At 54.6% G+C, this 18,018-nt stretch carries 16 protein-coding genes; 5 read left to right on the top strand and 11 right to left on the bottom strand.

What is annotated here, in order from left to right; translation table 11 throughout:
- Positions 1-3 precede the first annotated feature (3 nt).
- The 4 genes from AC3QLZ_RS02090 to AC3QLZ_RS02075 all read right to left on the bottom strand — a co-directional run bounded on the left by AC3QLZ_RS02090 (position 4) and on the right by AC3QLZ_RS02075 (position 3,292).
- Positions 4-459 carry a hypothetical protein gene (locus AC3QLZ_RS02090; protein ID WP_287874714.1) on the bottom strand — a complete coding sequence of 152 codons (456 nt, stop codon included), beginning with the start codon at positions 457-459 and terminating at the stop codon, positions 4-6.
- Positions 460-471: 12 nt separating this feature from the next.
- Positions 472-1,014 carry a hypothetical protein gene (locus AC3QLZ_RS02085; protein WP_287874713.1) on the bottom strand — a complete coding sequence of 181 codons (543 nt, stop codon included), beginning with the start codon at positions 1,012-1,014 and terminating at the stop codon, positions 472-474.
- A complete protein-coding gene (locus AC3QLZ_RS02080; protein ID WP_287874712.1) occupies positions 1,005-2,123 on the bottom strand; it encodes a hypothetical protein in 1,119 nt (372 codons plus the stop codon). The genes AC3QLZ_RS02085 and AC3QLZ_RS02080 overlap by 10 nt, the downstream gene beginning before the upstream one ends.
- 392 nt (positions 2,124-2,515) lie before the next feature.
- A complete protein-coding gene (locus AC3QLZ_RS02075) occupies positions 2,516-3,292 on the bottom strand; it encodes a helix-turn-helix transcriptional regulator (RefSeq protein ID WP_287874711.1) in 777 nt (258 codons plus the stop codon).
- A 124-nt stretch (positions 3,293-3,416) separates the two neighbouring features.
- On the opposite strand from AC3QLZ_RS02075, the gene AC3QLZ_RS02070 reads away from it, so the two are divergent.
- The gene (locus tag AC3QLZ_RS02070; RefSeq protein ID WP_492783306.1) at positions 3,417-5,804 is read left to right on the top strand and encodes an ATP-binding protein; all 2,388 of its coding nucleotides are present in this window, start codon (positions 3,417-3,419) and stop codon (positions 5,802-5,804) included.
- An 83-nt stretch (positions 5,805-5,887) separates the two neighbouring features.
- Here the strand turns inward: AC3QLZ_RS02070 and AC3QLZ_RS02065 are convergent, their stop codons facing one another.
- The 5 genes from AC3QLZ_RS02065 to AC3QLZ_RS02045 all read right to left on the bottom strand — a co-directional run bounded on the left by AC3QLZ_RS02065 (position 5,888) and on the right by AC3QLZ_RS02045 (position 11,176).
- Positions 5,888-6,220 (bottom strand): hypothetical protein, encoded by a 333-nt coding sequence (locus tag AC3QLZ_RS02065; protein ID WP_133247322.1) that lies wholly within the window; start codon positions 6,218-6,220, stop codon positions 5,888-5,890.
- A gap of 75 nt (positions 6,221-6,295) precedes the next feature.
- Positions 6,296-9,298: a Tn3 family transposase gene (locus AC3QLZ_RS02060; protein ID WP_109041812.1), complete on the bottom strand. Its 3,003-nt coding sequence runs from the start codon at positions 9,296-9,298 to the stop codon at positions 6,296-6,298.
- 6 nt (positions 9,299-9,304) lie between these two features.
- Positions 9,305-10,588, bottom strand: a complete 1,284-nt coding sequence (locus tag AC3QLZ_RS02055) for a site-specific integrase (RefSeq protein WP_416244270.1) — start codon at positions 10,586-10,588, stop codon at positions 9,305-9,307.
- 4 nt (positions 10,589-10,592) lie between these two features.
- Positions 10,593-11,057, bottom strand: coding sequence for a Cd(II)/Pb(II)-responsive transcriptional regulator (gene cadR / locus AC3QLZ_RS02050; RefSeq protein ID WP_205230656.1), 465 nt, complete (start codon positions 11,055-11,057; stop codon positions 10,593-10,595).
- Positions 11,054-11,176 carry a hypothetical protein gene (locus AC3QLZ_RS02045; RefSeq protein WP_275888327.1) on the bottom strand — a complete coding sequence of 41 codons (123 nt, stop codon included), beginning with the start codon at positions 11,174-11,176 and terminating at the stop codon, positions 11,054-11,056. Before AC3QLZ_RS02045 ends, cadR begins: the two co-directional genes overlap by 4 nt.
- A gap of 88 nt (positions 11,177-11,264) precedes the next feature.
- On the opposite strand from AC3QLZ_RS02045, the gene AC3QLZ_RS02040 reads away from it, so the two are divergent.
- The gene (locus AC3QLZ_RS02040; protein ID WP_416244271.1) at positions 11,265-13,505 is read left to right on the top strand and encodes a heavy metal translocating P-type ATPase; all 2,241 of its coding nucleotides are present in this window, start codon (positions 11,265-11,267) and stop codon (positions 13,503-13,505) included.
- 31 nt (positions 13,506-13,536) lie between these two features.
- Here the strand turns inward: AC3QLZ_RS02040 and AC3QLZ_RS02035 are convergent, their stop codons facing one another.
- Positions 13,537-14,853 carry a heavy metal sensor histidine kinase gene (locus tag AC3QLZ_RS02035; protein ID WP_152089175.1) on the bottom strand — a complete coding sequence of 439 codons (1,317 nt, stop codon included), beginning with the start codon at positions 14,851-14,853 and terminating at the stop codon, positions 13,537-13,539.
- Between the two features lie 10 nt (positions 14,854-14,863).
- Positions 14,864-15,547 carry a heavy metal response regulator transcription factor gene (locus AC3QLZ_RS02030; RefSeq protein ID WP_152089176.1) on the bottom strand — a complete coding sequence of 228 codons (684 nt, stop codon included), beginning with the start codon at positions 15,545-15,547 and terminating at the stop codon, positions 14,864-14,866.
- A 145-nt stretch (positions 15,548-15,692) separates the two neighbouring features.
- On the opposite strand from AC3QLZ_RS02030, the gene AC3QLZ_RS02025 reads away from it, so the two are divergent.
- The 3 genes from AC3QLZ_RS02025 to AC3QLZ_RS02015 all read left to right on the top strand — a co-directional run bounded on the left by AC3QLZ_RS02025 (position 15,693) and on the right by AC3QLZ_RS02015 (position 18,011).
- The gene (locus AC3QLZ_RS02025) at positions 15,693-16,067 is read left to right on the top strand and encodes a hypothetical protein (RefSeq protein ID WP_152089177.1); all 375 of its coding nucleotides are present in this window, start codon (positions 15,693-15,695) and stop codon (positions 16,065-16,067) included.
- 150 nt (positions 16,068-16,217) lie between these two features.
- Positions 16,218-16,565: a cation efflux protein, CzcI family gene (czcI, locus tag AC3QLZ_RS02020; protein WP_152089178.1), complete on the top strand. Its 348-nt coding sequence runs from the start codon at positions 16,218-16,220 to the stop codon at positions 16,563-16,565.
- 180 nt (positions 16,566-16,745) lie between these two features.
- The gene (locus AC3QLZ_RS02015; protein WP_416242513.1) at positions 16,746-18,011 is read left to right on the top strand and encodes a TolC family protein; all 1,266 of its coding nucleotides are present in this window, start codon (positions 16,746-16,748) and stop codon (positions 18,009-18,011) included.
- Positions 18,012-18,018 lie beyond the last annotated feature (7 nt).

The following is an 18,018-nucleotide window of genomic DNA, read 5'->3' as shown; positions in this document are numbered from 1 at the left end:
GGCCTATTTCTTTTGGTCGTCGGAAAGCAGCGCCTGGTAGGTGTCCACGATCTGGGCCTTACTGACCTCGGAATCCTGCACAAGTCGTTGGACTAGGCTCTCACGAACGTGATTCTGAGATGCCTTGTGATCACGCTCAATGGCGAGCCTTGCCATCTCGGCCTGAAAAATTTTGTCGTCCTTTTCGCGCAACCGGGCGATCTCGTCGTGCGCCACGTTGGCGGAAAGGCGATGCCGCTCAGTTATCTGCCGTGCGGTTTCAATGTCGGCATCTGCCTTTATGCGAACTTGGTTGGTCTTTTCCTTCTCCTTGCCCAGGTCAATAACGCCGCTGCAGACTGAAACAATGCCTTTGCCGATATCGAGCACCTTGTTTACCGTCTGCGTATTCGTCTTGCTGCCGGTGCTCTTGCCGGTTTCATCCTTCTGCGTGCCCTGCTTCGGTGTTGGTTTTTTCACTGTTTTATTTCCTCACTCTTTCACAGCATTCATCATGGCCAGCAGAAGCAGGTCGACCAGATCGTAATACGCGCGCTCCAGCTTTAATAGACATGCGCAGTTGGGCGCCGAATTCACGCGTAGCGCGCCAATAGCACCACCCAAGTTCTTCGCCTGCAGCGAGAGGCTGTCGAAGGCATCTCGGCTTATCTCGATTTCCGCGGCAGTAACAGACAGGCGCGCACGCAACGAACGGACCATTTGTGCATGCCTGTCTTCCATCACTTTTGCATGAATCGCCTGTTGCTCATACAACTCCTGCAACAGACGGCACAGCGAGTCTCCTTCGATCTTCAGTTGCTGGGTGACTTCCTTGGCTCTTCTATACCCAACATAGGCGTCCAGCGCATCGAGTACAGCCAGCGCCGCATCGACCACCACCAAAGGACTCACCGCGGATGCGCCATGCCTTGCGGCCGTGTAAACGTGTTTTCCGGCTCGCACCATGCGATGCACGCGCTCGCGCTCGTTGTCCTCCCACTCGTACAAATCGACGAACAGGTCTACTACTCGCATAGCGACTCCGCTTCAGGTATAGGTTCTGTTTCGCGGGTGGTTTGATTGAACGAGATCAGGAACACTTCCGTGCCTTCGTGCATCAGGCGGGACAACGCCCGGTGATTGATCGCTCGCCGCTCGTAGGTCTGGCTTGTGGTGCAGGTCACGGACAGACCCGCGGGTACAATCGTATCGGCAAGTTCTGGCGGATGCGTACCGGTGATCGCTGACAGGACAGCGACGTCCGGTGCCGCCGGGTCTGCTTGCCCGTCGGGAATGAAATGTGGCAGCGACCGCTGGGTGACCAATTCCAGGTATGACGTCCGTGCGGCAGGTATGGCTACCGGCCAGGGAAAGCCTTCGGCTCGGCTGAACTTCATTGTCATTTCCAGTACCGGCACCAGCAGCAATGGCAGTGCCACCTTTTTCCCGGCTGTTTCCGTATCGGCAATGTCCAGCAATTCGCTTGCCGACAGGAGCAATGGGTAGTACTCCTGCACGTCCACTGTCTCTTGCTCCAATAAGCAATCCATGTAATCGACTTCTTCCGCAATCAACGCCTGGGCGCCGCTCCAGAAATACCCGATGAGATCGGTCAGATTGTCCTGGTCCAGCAGCCTGTGTAGCCGACTCGCGTCGTCGAACAAATGGTATTGGTACCGGCGAACCGGAAGGCGAACCTCCGGCCTTTCGTCTTGACGGAGGTCCCCGTGCGGAATCTGGATCAAGCTAGTGGGGTCAGGTGCAACCAGCAGATGGACAGCTTTCCGGTCCACTGTGAAAGTATCTAGCCAGACCCGATGATCGCCCTGCCGCAAATGTTGTTCGACAGCGACCATCCTGACCCCACGCTCGAGTAATGTCACTACGGTCACATCAGTATCTCGCGCGATGGACACGAAATGGTGGTACTCCAAGAAGGTCATCTGTTGTAGCAGCACCGTGTGCGATAGGGCTACGATCTCAGCAATCTGCTCCAACGCCAAGCCATCAGCCAGCGCGCGAAGAATAAAACGCGATACGCCCCCCAGGCTGTCTAGCAGGCGATGAGAAAACCGCAGCCGGTAGCGTTGAAACGGCAACAACAGCGTGACGGCGGTTTGGGCAGAAGGGGTCACTTCGCTCATTCGGAAAGAAAGACGGAGGCGTTGTGGCGCAAATTTAACGGCGAGCAAGCTAAAGAATAGCCTGAAATGCCGCCGTCCTTAACGGTTTCCGCTAACGTTGAAATAATTCACCGGTTTTCAGCATTATTCGACAGTGAAAATTCCTCTCCGTAACTCGCTCCGGCTCGATGGTTTGAAGGACTGTTTTGATTCACTAAGTGGTCCGTTTCTTAAGCAGATGCAAAGGCCGATTTCCGGACCTACTGGGGGTAATGTCAAACAAAGTAGGGAAGGGGACCAACCCCAATTTCCGCAGTTCGGACAGCGGGCATTGAACCCCCAGCATTACTTGATCAGGAATTTATTGGTATCAGCAGATTGCGCTAAACGGCGAGTGTTCCTGCCTAGCGAATTTATTCGAATAGAAGTGAAAGCAATTTTTCGGAATTTGCCACTTCTAGCTGAAATTCCGGTGGCTCCTCATGCACAGGATCAATTGAGGCCTTAAGGTCGAAAATCACATATTGAGCTAAGCAAGCGCGAATTGATAGAAAGCGATTTTTTTCCCCAGAAAAAAATTCATTTCGAACAACTTGTTGTTGATCAGGCGAGAGCTTGCGATGCGCTTGAAGTTCAAGCTCAACAAATGTCTCCCACCCCTTGTCCTTATCAAGGTTGAGCGGAAATCGTTCAAGAGCTGATTCTGCCGAGCGAATTCGTCCCATAGTGAAATCTCGATAGTCCTGTCGTTTCATACACCAGGCACGAACATGCCATCGGCGACCAACATGCACTATGGCATGTGGAAAAATAACCCGTTTTCCATACGCCGGATTGGTCATCGACGCATAGGCGATTTCAACCCCCGTTTTCGCTAGCACAGCCTTTCGAAGCGTTGCGAATATCTCTGGTCGAACTTCCGTCAGGTCGACGCGTGCATCCACAAGGCCGGGACTCCCACCTTCGGAAGCCATGGTGTGCAAGACGTATTCGTCAAGAGGTATTGAGCACTCAAATTCACTCGGATTTGCAAGGCGGAGCACCTTGGCTCGACCGTCTTCGGTGATTTTCTCTCCAAGCAATACCCTGAAATCGGCGAGCAGCCGGCTGGCCTGCACTGGCTGCAAATTGAAGAGCTGTCGAACCCTCGCATTGCCGATCTCCCCTTCCCAGGAGAGAACGCCTTCCATGATTCTCAATCGTTGATCGCGAAGTGCTGGCCTATTTGACATACTTACCCTGTTGTGCGCTTGTCATTTATCTTATACGATAACATATCATTAACGATAACATCGTACCACCAAGAGGCCAGCTTTGGACTTCCGACTTACTCGCATCATCCTGATCGATTCCTACTGCCGCAGCCGCATCGTTGAACTTGATGTCAGCGGGCACATCACTATCAATGGCGAGAACGGGGCCGGCAAAACCACCTTGCTGCGCCTGCTGCCCATGTTCTTCGGTGAAAGCCCCTCACGGATCATTCGCGGTGATGCAGTCACGGAGCGTTTCGGCAGCTACTATTTCCCGACTACCGGCTCCTACGTCATCTTCGAGTACCTACGCCGGACACATAAGGCCATGGCTGTTATTCATCCAGATGGACAGAGTGGCGAAGGCGTGGTTTATCGCCTGATCGATAGCGAGTACAAACCTGAGTTGTTCAAGCACGAGGGGCAGGTCGTCCAAACTCGCGACCTGTACCGCCATCTCGACAAACAAGGTGTATTCGACTCCAAGCCGCTAACCCTTCATGCCTATCGGCAGATTATCCAGAACACCGCCGGTCGTGAGCACCGCAGCTTGGCTGCACGTTTTTCCTTCACGGGGGGGACTGGGAAACTGACCCATCTTGAGCGCGTGGTCACTGGCATCCTTCAGCGTGCGACAACCTTCCACGACCTGAAGAAGATGATTGTGTCGTCCGTCCTGAACGGCGATGAAGTCTTTGCCCTCCGCACCGGTCGGCGCGACTTGCAGCACTGGCTGAATGAACACGAAGCCCATCGTCAGGTGATGGAAAAAGGGCCGGTCATGGCTGATCTGGAGCAGGCCGATCAAGGCCGCCGGCTGATCAATCATGAATTCACGACCCTGCATGCGAAGTTCCAGTTACTCCACGACTTCTTTCAAGAACTGGTTGTAGAAGGGGAGAAAGCCGAGGAACGGGCCAAGGCCGAACTCACCGAGACGGAGGAAGAGTACAGAAAGCGCCTGCAAACCATTTCCGACGCAAAGATCGCAGCAGACTCTCGCGCCAAGCAGGCTCGCCAGGCCATCGAGCAACTGGATGCCCGGAAGCGCAAATACGAGACGGACGATATCGCCGGCAAGATAACGAAAGTCGATTCGATTACTGCATGGGAAGCTGAACTGAAGCCGCTCAAGCAGCAGTTGGATGACCTGGAGCGAGAGGTCAAGTCGCTGACCGAGACGTTCACGGTGATGGAAACAGAAGCCAGAAATCAAGCCCGCGATCAGAAGTCCGAGCTAGACGACAAGAAGCCCGGCATCTACGAGTCCTTCGGAAAGCGCAAGGAAGCAGTCATTGATGCTCACGGGGAAAATCTCAAGGCGATCCGGTTGCGCCATGAGCCAGAACTCGACGCAGCAAACATCAAAGTTACAGACCTCAAGACCCAAAAAGCCGGGCTTGAGGTCGAGGTCAAAAAAATCCAGGCTGACCCGGAGACCATTCAAGCACTGGAAATCGAACGGCAGAAACAAACCGCCGCTAACACTGATCTGACTGACCTCCACGACAAGACTGATGGCCTCCAAAAGACCTACAGCAAGGCTAAGCGCGAATACGATGATCTGGAATTGCAGGTCAACGAAGGTGAAAACGCCATCGAGAAAGCGGAGGCAGAACTTGAAGAACTGCTAGCCGCCGATGCTGCTGGAGACGACACCTTCCTCGGTTTCTTGCGCCGGAATAAGCCGAACTGGGCTGCCGACATCGGGCGTGTGGTCTCTCCAGAAACGCTACTGAGGACTGATCTGGCCCCGGTTCTTGGCGATGGTCGCGATCTGTACGGAGTAACCATTGATCTGGAGCAACTCAAGGCGGGCCGCTACTCCTCCGAAGAAGCTATCCAGCAGGAAATAAAGCTGGTTAGGACTAGGCTAGCAACCCGGAATGGGGAGGTGGCAGAAGACAGGAAACTCCTGATAAAGAAGAAGGAGGCAATGGATAAGGCCAAGACCGCCATTACCCTTCACGATGCCGCCATCGCTACAGCAAAGAACCGGAAGCTGTCTGCCGATACTGCGGTAAAGACAGCACTTCTCCGAGTCGAGCAAAGCAAAAAGGCGGCAGCCACAAAAGCCCAAGGAGAGCTTGATGTTTGCGCCAAGAATCTTTCCTTGGCTGTTCAGGCGCTGGAATCGCTCAAGAAGGATCACCGCAAAGAAATCGACGAGGTTGAGAGGCTGCATACCGCAACCCTCGTTCAACTAAAGTCCGAAAAAACAAACGCGCTCAATGAGATCGATACCCGCAAGAGGACTATCGATGCCGACTTGGCTGCCAAAGTCGCCCAGATCGCCAAAGATCGCGACGCCAGCCTGCGCGACAAGGGTTATTCAACCGATGTCCTCAGTGGACTCCGGACGCGCATTTCCAAACTGGATGGCCAGATTGCCGAAGCCAACAAGAGGGTTGGCCGGGAATCGTGCGAAATCCTCAAAAAAACAACTTAACTTATTGTTCGTGAAAGGAAAATAACTTGGTTTAGGGTAAGGCCAGTTTTCACTGGCCTTACCCTCTTCTCATCAATTGAGGCTTAGGTTCCGCAGGTCAGCGCCTTATTTGCGCTGACGAAAATGCTGTCGGGCTTGGATCTGAACTCTGTGTCTGGCTGGCCGTTGTGCGACTTGCACATCGGTGCAATGTAGTTGAGTTTTCGAAGTGCTTCATTATCAAGCTTCGGCAGTATCACGTGCGCCCCTACCTCCGCCAGTGAATTGCACCCCGCTACATGACATGTTGGCGTTGAGGAAACCTTGGTGAAGACCTTCCAGTGGTCCAACCAAGATCCGCACTTACAGTCCTTGTCCGAGGTCCCATTAAGATTCTTCATCGTAACGGAACCATTGGTGGTCAGTGTCTTGCTCATGAGCATCTCCCAAAAGTAATCACGCACGTGCATGGCAATTCATGATATTGGGATTTTTCCTGAAGAAATCAATAGTCATTGACCTTGGTTTGCTGATTCAGCCTCCAAAATCCGGAACCCATCATCTAGCACCGCGGCCTTACGTCGGAAATCCAGCACGTAGTCACCAAAACGATTGATGTGCTCCAGCCGGTATGGCGCCAACCCAGCCAACACTTCCTGGTTGATCAGAGAACCTTCGGCTCGTAGTTGCTTTAGGACCCGACTCATCCCCACCACATTGTGCAAGATGACCATGTTGGCGATCAGATGGTTGTATTTGATGACCTTGCGCTGTTCGTGGCGCAGGTTTTCGGCGATCTCCCCTTCTCCACCGAAGAAGAGTTTTTTCGCGAAGCCATTGAATTGCTCCGACTTGTTGGTTTCTGCGTGGATGAGCCGGCGCAGCTCAACGTCACCAACATATTTCAGCAGGAACATGGTTCGGACTACCTTGCCGAGTTCCTTAAAGGCGAAATACAGCTTGTTCTTTCGGCTGTAAGTACCGAGGCGGCGCAGGATAGCCGATGCTGAAATCTTTCCAAGCTTGATCGAGACAGCCACGCGCAGCATGTCTGGCAGATGGGTTTCGATCATCTGCCAGTTGATGTCGTCGCTGAAAAGACGATCGATATGGACGAACCTCTTGTTACTCTCGGGCCGATGAAACACCAGATCCTTGATGCCACGGATGCGCGGCATCAGCTTAATGCCTAAGAGATGGGAAAGCGCAAACACCGTGTAGCTCTGGGCCTGGGTGTCGCCATGGATGGTATCCGGCCGGACATCTGAGGTGTTGGTCATCAACCCATCGAGGATGTGCGTACCCTCGTAGGTGCCGCAGGAAATGAAGTGACTGAACAGCGCGATGAACTTGTCGGAGACATGGTAGTAGCCGATGCCGCCATAGCCGCCGTAGCGGATGTGGTGCTCGGAAATCAGGTTCTGCTCGTAGAGGTTCCATTTCGTGCCGTCGGCCGAGGCATGCTTGCCTGAACCCCAGTAGCTGGGCAATTCGAACTTGTTATAGGCGTTGATAACCTTGACGATGGCCTTTTCCAGTACCTCTTCCGTGATGTACTTGATGTTGAGCCAGGCAATCTGCTTGCGGCTCATCCCTCGAATTGAACGTGCTGTCTGAGTGGGCCCAAGGTTACAGCCATAACAGAACAAGGTACTGATTACTCTTGGACGCAATTCCTCGATCCGACTCTCTGTTCCCATTAAGGGACGGAATAGCTTGTGCAGTTGCAGCCAGCGCTCCGTGTCGATCAGTACGTCAACAATGCTGATGTTCTCCAGATGCTCAGTGATCAGCAGGTCGATTGTCCTGATGCCAGGCGGTAGTTCGCTGGCTGGTGGCTTCTTCAGGATTAGCCGACCATCGACGATTTCGGCATAGGCGTTGTCCGGAAACTCTGCATCGACGGCTTCGGCGGTCTCCAACAAAGCCGCCTTCAAGGTCTCCGTAAAGGCTCTGGGGTCGGTTTCGACACCGGTCACTTCGCCGTACTGGGCCAACTCAGAATTCAGAGTATCGTCGTCAACCAGTTGCTCCCGGTAGTCGTCGTAGCGCTCGCCATGCTGGATGAACAGATCACCCGATTTCAATTCATCACGGATCGCATACAGGACCGCCAGCTCAAAGTAACGGCGGTTGAGGGCAACGATCTGCCCATCGGCACGTTCAGAGACGACCAGTTTTCGCCAAGCCGTAGGTAGCCATAGGAAATCTTCCTCAGCATTCAGCCCAACTAAGGACAGTGGGACGATTTCATGGCGGGTGCCACGCAGCGCCTGCAACGCTGCCATCATCCGGATCAAGGTGTCATCCTCGCTGCTGCTCTGGGGATTGACGATCTCGATGCAGTTTAGCAACTGGGCACGAACAACCTTATAGGGTTGGACGAGGAACGGCAGATGATTACGCCCCGCATAAGCCATGTGCTCATCACAGATGGCTACCAGGTCATCGACATTGGCTATCAGGCTGCCACCGATGGCCTCCACGCGTTGATGATCCGTACCGTCGATCCGATAGGCCAGCAACATCTCTTTCAATTGCCCGATCAGGCGGTCGGTCCGCTGCTGGTGTTCCTGCTGGTATTCGCCTAGCTTGTTGCGTGCCTGGTTATCCAGGTTCTGAAGCATACGGACGAATAGGTCGGCAGCATCGTCGAGCGTCTGGGCAAATTGCGAACGGATATAGATGACGGCCAGTGCGTAGCGTTTCTGTGGCCTCAGTTCCGCCATTTCCGTCGCATCCAACGACCGGGCGATATAGCGATACTGCTTGAGCTTTGGGACGGGGATATCCGGCTTTGGCAGTTGGTCGACCAGTAGCTGGAGCCGACGGATATGCTGAAGGTAGGAGCGGGTTTCCTTATTGGTCGGTTTCTTCGGTTCCCGCTTGAGTAGGTTCCAGGTGCTGCTGGTATCGCCCGACTTGACCTTGAACAGGCTGTCGATCAAGGCTTTTACCTTGGCATCAAGTTGATCGGTAATACTCGCAAAATGGACATCGTGGATTTTCTCCCGGGCCTGGATGGCTAGCCGATCAAGCGTGGAGAAACCAGGTAATTCGTAGCGATGATGAACCAGTTCTTCAAGCATTACGTTGACGATGTCTGCTACAACATGCCGGCTGTCTGCTGCTGTTTCAGCGATATGCCGCAACCAGGCACGCCCTTGGTCGTCCAGAGGACGAACATTCAGGTAGCGTCGAAGTGCTGCGATCAATGCTGTGCGCGTTGTCGTACGGTCGAACTGTCGGAGTTCGTCAAACCTTGCTGGTCGGTGCCCCGTTTGGGCCACAATATGCTGGCGAATCGCCGCCGGCACATCCTTGATATGGACAAAGTACCCAAGGCGCTGAAACAGTTTCAGGTAGATGAAGACTGCTGCGCGGGCAACGGGCCGCTTTACGGTCTTGTCGATGAAAGCGATTTCATCGGGCGTCAGGGTATAAATCTCGGCGAGATCCTGTGCCGATGGATCAGCTTTCAAGCGGGGATATGCGGTCTCGTGAAGCTGGGTCATGTAGCATCAATCCCAGTGCCTGCCAGTAGCCGGATCGCGGCAGACTACCTCCAGAAAGCACTCACGGGTGTCGGCAATACGATGGAGTTCATCGAGCAATGCGTAGAGATGATCGTCCAGGACATCTGTCGATGGGGTCGGGACGGAGATTTGATATCGATGACCATCCTGGTCCAGCGGTTGCGCCTGAAATCGGGCAAGGCAGGTACTCGCCATGTCCCGTAAGGCATTGGCGACACCGCGTCGACCGCCGTTGAAGGCGGACAGATCGATGGAAACCTCGATCGTTGTGAGGGCGACCTTGGGTAGGCTTGGCAGTTGCGGGGGCAAAACAGGCTGCTTTTCTGGGAGCACCCGATCCAAGCCCTGCTCGAAACGCGCCTTCTGATCGGTGCTGACCCCATCCAGATAGCGCATGGCAGCCTTCACATCACGCCAGCCCACGTAATTCATCAGCTCCCGGAGGTCCCAGCCGCTCATGCCCGCCCACTGGGCGAAGCCACGGCGCAGCGAGTGGCTGCTGAAGGCGTCGGCATCGGCCACACCTGCCTGGCTCAATAACCTTCGAAGTATAGGAATGATGCTGCTCGGGGTCAGTTCGGCCTCGGATAGGTGCCCCCAGCGATCAATCTTGCGGAATAGCGGCCCTGCTATCAGTTGGGACAAGGCCAGCCAGTCTTTGACCGCCTCGACTGGACACAGCCGGGACAAGGCTGGGCAAGAGTAGCTCCGGCCTTCCAGGTTGCGATCCCCCTTGCTGCGGGGCAAAAAGCAGGTCAGCCCCTCACCGGGTTTGATTTCGATGAATTCAATGCGAAGGTTGGCCAGTTCATCGGAGCGGAACCCGCGCCAGAACCCGAGGAGAACCAGGGCCCGATCCCGCATAAGTCGCAGGGTGCCGGCAGTATCTCCTTGGCGGACAGCTGCAGCCGTGGCCGTCGTCAGCCAGTCGGTAACACCGTGGAGGATTTCCAGTTCCAGCGGCTTGGCCCGTTTTTCCTGGGCCGGATGCAGGGTCCGAATGCCCTTCAAGAGTTGCCGAATCTTCGGAGCCTTGGTCGGGTCCGGAAAGCCATGATCCTGGTGCCAGCGGGACAGCGCCGCAAGGCGGTGCTTCAGTGTGTTCAGTGATAGTGATTCGGCATACGCAGCCAGGTAGCGGGCAATCGAGTCGATAGTTGCCGGTAACAAGCCTCCCCACTCAATCTCGAAGTGCTGGATGGCTGATGCATAGCTGCGCCGGGTATTGGCCCGTTCGGCCGCGCCAAGGTAGAGATCGACCTGGCTCATCCCTCTATACCTTGGGGGACTTTAATGCGGTACCGTGTACGCCGGATATGTGATTTCCCGTCGGCTCCACGCCGATTCCTGATTGAGACAGTCCTTCAAGAATCCCGCAAGTTGAGGGGCGATGGTCGTCGGGACAACGGCTGCGCAGCTCAAGAAGCTGCTTTTCCAGCACTTGGAGTTCACCAATTCGACGGACGACATGCCCGATATGCTCATCCAGTAAGCGGTTTACCTCACCACAGTTTTCTTCTGGCGATTCCTTGAAGTGCAGCAGTGTTCGAATCTCATCAAGTGTCATGTCCAAGCCACGACAATGCCGAATGAACGTCAGTCGCTCCAGGTGCATTGACCCATAGATACGGTAATTCCCCTCGCTCCGCCCAGGCTCTGCTAGCAATCCTTCGCGCTCATAGTAGCGGATTGTGTCCACATTACTTCTCGCCAAACGCGCCAGTTCGCCAATTTTCATTGCAGCCTCCCTAGTTCGCCTATCAAGCCCTGCTCGGCTGTAGCGCGATGATAGCCACCGACGATTTCAGCCAGCGCGGTGACGATGAAAAGACTCAATATCTTCAGGAACTCCAACATGCCCTTCTCCTTGGCCCTTTTTATTGTAGCCGCTTGACCTTGTAGTGACTCAAGGGTTTTTAATGGCATCAACAACTAGGAGATTGTCATGCTCACCCATGCCGAAAAACACCGATCCAATGAATCTGAACGTTGCGCATGTTCAGGTAACTGTGCAGCCGGCACGACCTCTATTCAGGATATGTCGGATGTCGCCATATCCACCTCTTTGGGGAATACGCGAGTTTTTCGGATTCCCGCCATGGACTGCCCGAATGAAGAAAACGATATCCGCAAGGTATTAGCAGGAATCGAGGGGATTCGGTCACTACGCTTCGAACTGGAGGCCCGGACCCTGACCATCGACGGAGAGCAGCCTCCCCTGGAAAGCGCCCTACAGGCTATCCGCCAGCTTGGTTTCGAAGTGCAGCCCATCGGAATGGAGCAGAAGACCGAAACACCAACGGGCCTCGGCGAGATCGGTAAGGCGCTCATCGCCTTGGTATTGGCTATCGGTGCCGAGGCGTTGGATTTCTTCGCACCCGATACCCTGCCGTTCAAAGGACTGGGGATGGCGTTGGCCGCGGCTGCCATAGCTTTCTCCGGATTTTCCACCTATCGCAAAGGACTGGCCGCATTGCGCCGGGGGCAATTGAACATGAACGCCCTAATGGGTGTCGCTGTGACCGGTGCATTCCTAATCGGTCAATGGCCGGAGGCTGCCATGGTCATGGCGCTCTACTCTATCGCCGAATTAATTGAGGCCCGTTCCGTTGATCGGGCACGCAACGCCATCACAGGGTTGCTCGCCTTGACCCCGGAAACCGCTGAGATTCGCCAGAGCGACGGCTCCTGGCTGGAAACTCTGGCCGACAAGGTTGTCATCGGAGCGCAGGCGCGGGTAAAGCCTGGTGCCCGCATTCCGCTGGATGGACGGGTAACGGGAGGCAGTAGCGCAGTCAATCAGGCGCCGGTTACCGGCGAAAGCATTCCGGTAGACAAATCCACCGGCGATTCTGTTTTTGCCGGCACCATCAACGAGACCGGCACGCTGGAATTTGAGGTGACGGCTGCCGCCAATAACACAACATTGGCACGCATCATCCATGCCGTGGAGGCAGCTCAGGGCACGCGGGCCCCCACCCAGAGATTTGTTGATCGCTTTGCCGCCATCTATACGCCGACAATCTTTGTGATAGCCGTAGCAGTGGCCACCGGAGGTCCCTGGCTGCTCGACTGGACGTGGACACAGGCGCTCTACAAAGCGCTGGTTCTCCTGGTGATTGCCTGTCCCTGTGCGCTGGTCATCGCTACGCCGGTTACAGTTGTCGGCGGACTAGCCGCAGCCGCTCAGCGCGGTATCCTGATCAAAGGTGGCGTCTATCTGGAAGAGGCCCGCAAACTGCGTGCAATCGCTCTCGACAAGACAGGCACTATCACTGAAGGCAAGCCTCGGCTAGTGGCTAAGGAGGTGCTGACCTCCTCTGAACCGGAGATGAAGGTTCTTTCCTGGGCCGCCAGCTTGGCTGGTCATTCGGATCATCCTGTGTCAAAGGCTATCGCTGCCGGCCTAAAGCTGCCCGAAAATGGCCTTACTGACTTCACAGCTCTTCCCGGGCGCGGCATAGAAGCCCGCCTGGATGGATATACCTTGATACTGGGCAACCACCGTCTTATCGAGGATCGCGGGTTGTGCAGCCCGGAGATTGAGGCGCGTCTAGCCGTTCATGAAAACCAAGGGCGAACGGCTACCCTGCTGGCTACCGAGGATCGGGTCCTGGCCATCTTTGCGGTAGCCGACACCATCAAGGAGAGTTCTCGGGAAGCGATCACTGATCTGCATCGCCTTGGTGTCACATCGGTCATGCTCACCGGCGACAACGTGGCGACTGCGGCCAGTATTGCCCGCCAGGCTGGCATCGATGATGCACGAGGAAATCTGCTTCCGGAAGACAAGCTGGCCGCGATTGAGGAACTGCAGGTCCGCCTTGGGCCGACTGCGATGACCGGCGACGGTATCAACGATGCGCCCGCCTTGGCTCGAGCCGATATCGGTGTTGCCATGGGGGCCGCCGGAACGGATACGGCCATGGAAGCTGCCGACGTGGTGATCATGAATGACGATTTGCGGCGGATTCCGGAAACGATTCGGTTGTCGCGACGTACGCATGCCGTACTCTGGCAGAACATCTCCTTGGCGTTAGGAATCAAGGTTGTATTTCTGGGATTGGCACTCTTTGGAAGTGCAACCATGTGGATGGCTGTGTTTGCCGACATGGGAGCCAGCCTACTGGTCGTTGCGAACGGTTTACGTATGTTACGAACCTCAGTGCCGCAAACCAAAGACTAAAGCCCCTTTGGTGGTCGACAGCGGGATCCCATTAGCAGGCCAGCCGTACGCCTATTTCAGTCTTGCCGTGGGAGGATTCTGCAAAAGCCTTCCCATCATGCATCCGGGCAATTGCGCTAACGATGGAGAGGCCCAGTCCATGATTCTGATGGCCTTGGCTACGCGATGCATCTACGCGGAAAAAACGATCAAAGATATGAGCCAGGCTCATAGCTGGAATTGGCTCACCTCGGTTGATCACCGAGAGCTTGACCTGTCCGTTATTTTCCATAGCAATACGAATCACGATTGAACTTCCGTGATCGGCATGCCGGGCCGCATTATTCAGAAGATTGGATACAACTCGCCGCAGCAGTGCCGTGTCGTACTGTCCTGATGCATCACCTTCGATAGACCATTTGAGGTCGGAATCGAGCAGTACGGCTTCGTAGTAGTCAGCTACTTCGGTGCAGAGTTGGGCAAGGCTTGGAACAGGAACCCGCCGGGCTTTGGCACCCCGGTCGGCATGTGACAGGAATAGCATGTCATTTACGATGCCCGACAGCCTGTGCATTTCTTCGAGATTCGAACCGATGCAATCGCGCAGGTGCTCGTCCTTGTCGTTGCCACGCAAGGCCAACTCGCTACTGGCGATGATGTTCGCCAATGGGGTTCTCAATTCGTGCGCCACATCGGCATTGAACCCTTCAAGCTGTTGATAAGCTTTTTCCAATCGGTTCAGCAAATCGTTGAATTGATCGACGAGGATTTGTAGCTCGGCAGGAATCCCTTCTGTCTCTAGCCGCTTGTCGAGGGAAAGGACCGCGAGGCTGTGCGTTTGCTCAGCCAGCGTCCGAATGGGGGCCAGTCCCAAATAAACGATCAGGTAGCCACCTAGTGTGATTGCGGTACTTCCGATTAATGCAGCACCCCAGAGGATGGCTGCGAGGCGATCCAGAATCGCCTCATCGGGTGCGATATCGAGCGCCAACTCGGCAACAGAGAAATTTGTCCTCTGGGCTTTGTCGGGGAGCGCAAGCGAATAAAAACGAGCTTTTGATGGCCATGCACTCGGCATCGAAATGAAGCGGGCCCCACCCTGCCGATCGATTAACTTGAGATGGGAGTCCCGATTGATTTTCAGAAGGTCTTCTAGGCCGTGCTCAAGCGCCCCTGGTTGCCGGTGTGCCGGTGTTTCTTCAAACAGGTGATGAATCGCCGTACTTAGCTTTTCAAGACGCAGATCCTGTTGTGCTTCAAGGTTGGCTTTGACCGAGAAATAAACGCCGAGGCACAAACATCCCAGGACCCCCAAACTCAGCGAAGCGAGCCAGCGTATGAGGCGACCACTCAGCGTTGGGTTGCTCATCCTTTTAGTCTCATTCGCGTAGTTCGAGGATGTAACCCATGCCGCGTACGGTGTGCAGCAACGGCGTCTCGAAAGGTGTATCCATTTTGGCGCGAAGTCGCTTGATTGAAACTTCGACTACGTTGGTGTTGCTGTCAAAATTCATATCCCAAACCTGCTCGGCAATCTCGGTTCGCGACAGCACCTCGCCTTGTTTCCTGAGAAATAGAGAAAGCAGCAGAAACTCCTTGGCGCTCAGGTCGATACGCTGACCGTTCCTGAGAACCTTACGACGAACCAGGTCCATTTCAAGATCGTGCAATATCAGACGGTTCGACTGGGCGTCCGGCTGCTGCGGCGCAGACCGGCGTAGCAGCCCCTGGATTCGGGCAATCAGCTCAGAAAAGGCAAATGGCTTAACCAGATAATCATCGGCACCGGCCTGCAAACCGGTAACCCGGTCTTCCACTTTACCCAGCGCGGTCAGCATCAAGACCGGTGTTTGTTTCTTGGTGCGTAAAGCGGCCAATATTGAAAGCCCATCCATGCCGGGTAGCATGGAGTCGAGGATGATGGCCGCGTAATCGAACTCTAGACTCATGTGAAGCCCAGTAATGCCATCGTGAGCAAGGTCCACGACGAAGCCGGCGGTACTCAATCCCTTCTGCAGATACTGGGCAAGCTTTTTCTCATCTTCGATAACCAGTAGTTTCATTTCTTCACGAATCGAATGATGTCAATTTTGTAAACTTCCTGTTGGGCTTCTGTCAGAGGTCATTTCATATAGTTGAGCCATGCCAGCTAACTGACTGGCATGGCAAAAATCTATTGAAACGACATTTGGTAAAAGGAGACCTGACATGAAAACCAAACAAGTACTTTCCATCACCATTCTTTGCGCCGGCTTTGGCGCATCGGGAATGGCATCTGCGGAGTCCGTGATCCACAGTGGTGCTGGTGGTTCTACTGCGTTCTACCCGTCGCACAGTGCTGGTGGCCAAGCGACTCAACAAGTCCAGAAGGAACTGGATGAGTTCAAACGCAATCCTGTCAGTGCTGATGGTCAATATCGCTATGTGGGTGGTGAACTGGGGTGGGTGCTTATTCAGCACGAATATGCCTATCGTGATGGTAAATGGCAAGATGTTGATAAATTCGACCACAAGACGCCGAAACCCTCTCTGGAGATGAGCCCGGAAGAGCGGAAGCAGCGTGACGAATTGTATCGCTCTTAAGATTCAGGGCTGTGCTCAAGTGATGGCCAAGAGGCAATCTTATCTTGGCCATCAACTTTTTTAATAGCGCCCTCTGCGCTCGGGCTGGCCATCAAACTCTCTTCGATACTTCGCTTCTGGGGTACTCCCGGTTCTGTTAAGATTTCTTCCATGCGCCGCTGGTTCTCCATCTTTCTCCTGGTGTTCCTACCGCTCCAATTCAGTTGGACGATGGCGGCTTCCTATTGTCTGCATGAAACCGATCAGACCGCTCAGCATTTTGGTCACCATGAGCACAAGCATCAGGCCAATGATGTTGCCAAAGATGCCAAGGGATCGCTTGTCAACGCCGACAATGATTGTGCGGTGTGCCATGCAGGTTGTCTTGCGGCTATGACAAGTACGACCACGGTCGTACCGATAGCTGAGATTGTGACAGAACACCTGCAGCACCTTCATTACCAGGTGTCGCTATACGGCGACCAACCTGAACGTCCCAACTGGTTCTTCCCCGCCTAATCGGCGGGGCTGGGTTGTTGTTGCCCACCTGTCTGTAGCAGCATCAGCTGCTACTTTCGCCATGCCGCTTACCGGATGGCGCCCCGCCGATTCCCTATGTGTCTTTCGTCACTGGAGAATCGGATGTACCCAAGAGTCACAATTACCGCATTACTGGTCCGAGGCCTGTTCGGAGTTATGGTGCTTACTAGCACCCATCTCTGGGCGCAGACGGAGAAATCACCGTCATTGAGTGCCGCCGCGCCAACTCCTCTCAAGGAACCAACAGGTACCTTGAATCTCGCTGCTGCAATTAATCTTGCCCTGGCATTCAATCCCGAATTATCTGCCGCGGCCAACGAATTGCGTGCCGTAGAAGGGACTGTGGTTCAAGCCGGCATACTGCCAAACCCAGATATTTCAACCTTAGTTGAAGATACCCAAAACAAGACAACCCGTACCACTACTGTTCAGATCAATCAATTGATTGAATTAGGTGGCAAGCGTGCAGCTCGAATTGCCTCTGCTGAACGGGGAAGGGATGTGGCGACAGCTGACTTAGCTGCCAAGCGCTTGGATGTCAGAGCGACCGTGGTTGGATCATTCTTTGACGTTTTGGTCGCACAAGAGCGAGTCCGACAAGTTGAGGATTTGCTCAATCTCGCTCAGCGAGCTACTCAGGCTGCATCACGGCGGGTTATCGCTGGGAAAATCTCTCCGGTAGAAGAAACCAAGGCCCGTGTTGCAGAGGCAGCCGCTCGGGTTGAGATGAATCAAGCCAAAGGTGACCTGATCACTGCGCGCAACCGCTTAGCAGCAACATGGGGAAGCACAGCACCGCGCTTTGAGCAGGCTGAAGGGAAAACTGACATCTTGCCGGAAGTATTTCCAGCCGAAGAGATCGGGCAGCGTCTGAATAATTCTCCCGTACTTGTCAGAGCCCGCCATGAGGCTGATCGCTTCGCGGCACTTGCCGACGTTGAGCGATCCCGCCAGATACCCAATGTCACTATTAGCGTGGGCTCAAAGCGAGCTGAAGATCTTGGGCGTGATCAGACTATTGTTGGCGTTTCAATCCCATTCCCGATATTTGATCGCAATCAGGGCAACCTGCTCGAAGCGCTTCGACGAGCCGACAAGGCACGAGACGACCTCAGTGCTACAGAAATCCGCTTAAGCACCGCGATTGCGCAAAACCAGGAGCGTCTAAAGGCACTCGTCGTCGAAGCGCAAACCCTGCAAAGCGAAATCCTACCTGGTGCTCGCAGTGCTTATGAGGCTGCCAGCAAGGGTTTCGAGCTTGGGAAATTTAGCTTTCTGGAAGTCCTGGATGCTCAACGGACCTTTTTCCAGGCGAGAGCTCAGTACCTGAGAAGCTTATCCGAGGCCCACCGGACTGCCGCAGAGCTGGAGCGTGTCCTTGGTTCCACCAATTCAATATCGCCCGTCGTACCTAGCCGTCCGTAGGAGCCAG

The organism is Azospira sp. MPR-LB4, assembly GCF_058809525.1.
This window is presented reverse-complemented; position numbering and strand designations above follow the sequence as displayed.